General features: G+C 60.9%; 3 protein-coding genes and 1 other RNA gene. All 4 read right to left on the bottom strand.

The features are described 5' to 3' along the window. On the bottom strand, nt 1-398 hold a 398-nt coding region (locus AC16JP_RS12355; RefSeq protein ID WP_484340917.1), incomplete at its 3' end, for a VOC family protein. A gap of 75 nt (nt 399-473) precedes the next feature. Beyond that, nucleotides 474-819, bottom strand: a transfer-messenger RNA (tmRNA) gene (ssrA, locus tag AC16JP_RS12350). Nucleotides 820-825: 6 nt separating this feature from the next. Further along, a complete protein-coding gene (locus AC16JP_RS12345) occupies nt 826-1,980 on the bottom strand; it encodes a glycosyltransferase family 4 protein (RefSeq protein ID WP_484340916.1) in 1,155 nt (384 codons plus the stop codon). A gap of 92 nt (nt 1,981-2,072) precedes the next feature. Further along, nucleotides 2,073-2,888: PEPxxWA-CTERM sorting domain-containing protein (locus tag AC16JP_RS12340; RefSeq protein WP_484340915.1), on the bottom strand; the 816-nt coding region annotated here is incomplete at its 5' end.

Raw genomic sequence — 2,888 nt, 5'->3', positions numbered from 1 at the left:
CGGTCGGCGGTTGTCGTCAGTTCCAGAAGCCGCTTTGGCGTGATCTGCCACGAATAGCCCCAGCGATCCCGGCACCAGCCGCAGACGCTTTCGCTGCCGCCGTTGCCGATGATGGCGTTCCAGTAGCGGTAGGTTTCCTGCTGGTCGGCTGTCACCACCATCAGGCTTGACGCTTCGTTTGGCTTGAATTCCGGGCCGCCGTTCAGCGCGACGAATTTCCGCCCCAGCAAGGTGAACTCGACGGTCAGTTCCTGCCCGCCGGTGCCGCCGCCCGGAAAGTCGCCGGGCGCGATGTTCGCACGATCGACCCGGCTGCCAGGGAATGTCGCGGCATAGAATTCAGCCGCCTTGCGCGCTTCGCCATGATCGAACCAAAGGCAGGTGACCAGTTCAGCCATTTCGGATGCCCCTTTTGCCCCGGCGCGCAAAATGGATGCAGGCGCTTCTGTTGCCCGGTGCGCCTGCAAACCGCTGGAATCCGATTCTGTTACCGGGTTCGGCCCGAACCCTGCTCAAGCGTTGTAACCAAGGCCCTTAGGCCAACAGGTTACGCAGCAATCGCAAATGCCTCGTTGTCGTTGGCATTTGTAGGTTTTGATAAGTTTCACGGCTTAATCAGGCCGGGCAAAAACACCGTCGTTCGCGCACACGTCTATCCTGATTCGGCCCCGTCAGAGGCCCCGCAGGCGGGGCTTTTGGTGGAGCCGCCGGGTACTGCCCCCGGGTCCGCTGTACCTACTTGAACGGCATCATTCATCGCCATCTCCGCCCGAAGGCGGCAATGCCGATATAGGCGAAGTATCGTGCGATTTGAAGCCCTGTGTCTCAGCCTCTGCCGGCCAGCGCGAAATAGCGGTCGATCACCAGATCGTTGATGGTGTCCCAGTCATAGGCCTTGGCCCGCTTCAGGCTTTCTGCGCCGTGGCTGGCGCGTAACGCCGGGTCGCGCACATAGGTTTCGATCGCGTCGGCAAAGCCGGTCACGCTGCCCGGCTCGACCAGCCGGCCGGTCTGGTTGTCGGTAATCAGCGAACTGGTGCCGGATGCAGCGGCCCCTATGGGAGGAACCGCGCAGGCCATGGCTTCCAGCGTCACGTTGCCGAACGTCTCGGTGATGCTGGGGTTCAGGAACATGTCGAAGCTGGCGTAGGCGCGCCCCAGATCGGCTCCGCCCAGAAAGCCCGCAAAGCTGGCGCCGGGCACCATTGCCTCGAACTCGGCACGGGCCGGGCCTTCGCCCACCACCATCAGGTGATGGGGCAAGCCACGGCGGTGCAGTTCGGCAACCGTTGCCGCGACGATGTCGAGGCCTTTTTCCAGCACCAGCCTGCCGACGAAGCCGATCAGCGGCGTCTCGGGTGTGATGCCAAAGCCTGCCCGCCACGCCATGTCGCGCACATCGGGCCGAAAGATCGCCCGATCGACGCCCCTGCTCCAGATATGCACCTTTTCCGAATAGCCCTCTTGGCGCAACACTTCGGCAAGACTTTCGGAAGGCGCGTATATTTCTGCCAGATCGCCATAGAAATTCTTCAGTAGCCGCTCGACCCCCCGGCGCACGAAGCCCAGCCGATAATAGTCGAAGTAGGTTTCAAACCGGGTATGCACGGACGCCACCACCGGCACGCCTTTTGTCTGCCCCCATTTCTTGGCGTCGTGGCCAAGCCAGTCCGGGGCCGACAGGTGCACGATGTCTGGCCGAAATCCCTTCAGGTCTTCTTTCACTGCGCGCGGCAGCCCCAGGGCCACGCGATATTCGCCGCGCCCCGGAATCGGCACCGAAGGAACGCCGATCAGCGTGCCCGTCGCCTCGAACGCAGGTTCTTCGACGATCGGGGAATAGATACGGGTGTCGATACCACGTTCCAGCATCCGGCCGACAAGCCGGTTCAGCGCCTGATTGGCGCCGTCCTTCACATAGTTGTAATTGCCTGAAAACATGGCCACCCGAAGGGGGCGTGCGCGCTTGCGGTCTGGCATGTGGCGCGCCCTAAACCCCGACTGTGGCGGCGATTGGGCAAGAAAAAGGGGCGGCCCGGTTGCGGGCCGCCCCCGACATCCACAAAGGGAACTCAGGCAGCCACGTGCGCCATGCGGCGACGGCGCAGGCTGGCGCCAACCATCCCGAAGCCCGCGATCAGCATCGCCCAGGTTGCCGGTTCCGGCACGGTGTTGCCACCGCCAGGCTTGTCCGAGCCGAAGGTGATGCGGTCGAAGGCAACGTAATCTGCCCCGCCGGCAAAATCGATCGACTTTGCCACCCCGGCAAAGGTCACACCTATGGCATCCCACTGGCAATACCCGCATCCCTGCTGATAATTGTTGGCAAGGTTCAGCGTTGCCAGAACATTCCCGGTGCCGTTTTCACCATCATAGACCGTGATCGACGACTGGGAATTGGATGCATAATAAAAGGAAAAGCCGGTGGAAAAGCCAGCTGCATAGGTGATGTTCACCGCCCCACCGGACAGAAAGTACAGAACCCCCGGATCCGGCTCGCCGTTTCCGTTGTAGCTGTTGATCGCCAGCGCGTTCGATGTGAACGAAACACCATAGTTCGTGCCACTGTTGCCATCGCCACTGGTGCCGCCGTTATAAAACCCGCCGACTGTCGTCGAGTTGCTCGGGTTGGCGACACCCTGGAAGTCAAGCACAACCACGCTGGCTGACGCCGGCGCAGCGATCGTAGCCAAAGCGGCGGCTGTAAAGATCAAAGCTTTCATAACATGCCCCTCATGATCAGCGGCGTTCTCACCGCTTATTATGTTTTGCATGAATCGTGCCAACTGTATGTAATGCAACAACGCTATAGAATAACAAGCAAATTCCTGGATGCGCCCCTCTCGATCGCGCAACAATTGTAAAGATTTCCGACATCGATCAGGCCA

It is taken from the genome of Sandaracinobacteroides sp., assembly GCF_057137845.1.
Note: the sequence above shows the minus strand (reverse complement) of the source record. Positions and strands in the feature narration are given on the sequence as shown.

Excerpts from the sequence above, each read along its gene's own strand:
- AC16JP_RS12345 (WP_484340916.1), bottom strand. The coding sequence starts at position 1,980 with ATGCCAGACCGCAAGCGCGCACGCCCCCTTCGGGTGGCCATGTTTTCA.